A 783-nucleotide genomic window follows, 5' to 3' on the forward strand; every position below is an offset into this window, starting at 1 on the left:
ATAGTTGTTGGCCATTTTCACCCGCTCGGCCGCCACTTTCAGCGGAATGTTTTGGCTCTGCATGTCTTGAACCATTTGATTCAACACCGGATCGTGAAACTTAGTCCACCAAAACTCAACGGGTTGTGAATCGGTACTCAACCCTGCATTTTCGGCGTTCAAGTAGGTTTCTGCCATGCTGGTGGTCGGTGCTTGGTAGTCGGGGCCCACTGCACAACCTGCTAAACTTAGGGCTAGAACGACAGGCGTTAGAATGAATTTTTTCACGATGACGCCTCCTCTAGCTCAGCGTTGGTTTGTGTGGACGGTGCTTTTTCTTTATAAGCAAGGCGATACAGTGCCGGCATGACAAACAGTGACAATATGGTTGCGGCCGCCAAGCCTCCGATGATGGTTGCCGCCATTTGGTCAAACAGCAGATCTGACAGCAGCGGGATCATGCCGAGCGCGGTCGTTAACGCACCCATAGAAATGGCCATAGTACGGTTGGCCGTGGCTTCTTTGATCGCGTCAGACAAGCTCTTGCCATTTGTGCGTTCGAGCTCAATTTGATCCATTAGTACGATGCCATTTTTGATGATCATCCCGGTTAGTGTGATAGCTCCGATCAGCGCCATAAAGCCAAATGGTTTATCGAATCCAAGCAGAGCAAACACAGCCCCTGATGCTGCCAGTGGTAGCGTTGCGAGGATGATGATTGGCTGCTTAAAGCCGTTGAACATCGCGACTAAAATGATCACCATGATCAGCATTGCTTTTGGTTGCTGCTTCATGATGTCGGTG

The 783-nt window shown here is 50.1% G+C and carries 1 protein-coding gene and 1 pseudogene; both read right to left on the minus strand.

Translation table 11 applies throughout. The annotated features are described in order from the left end of the window. Nucleotides 1-267: pseudogene (locus tag R7Q11_RS25760) on the minus strand (hypothetical protein); the annotation flags it as partial. Further along, nucleotides 264-783, minus strand: a 520-nt coding sequence (locus R7Q11_RS25765) for an efflux RND transporter permease subunit (protein ID WP_225466951.1), incomplete at its 5' end; no start/stop codon positions are given. The gene R7Q11_RS25765 and the pseudogene R7Q11_RS25760, both read right to left, overlap by 4 nt.

It is taken from the genome of Vibrio sp. 970, from assembly GCF_033339075.1.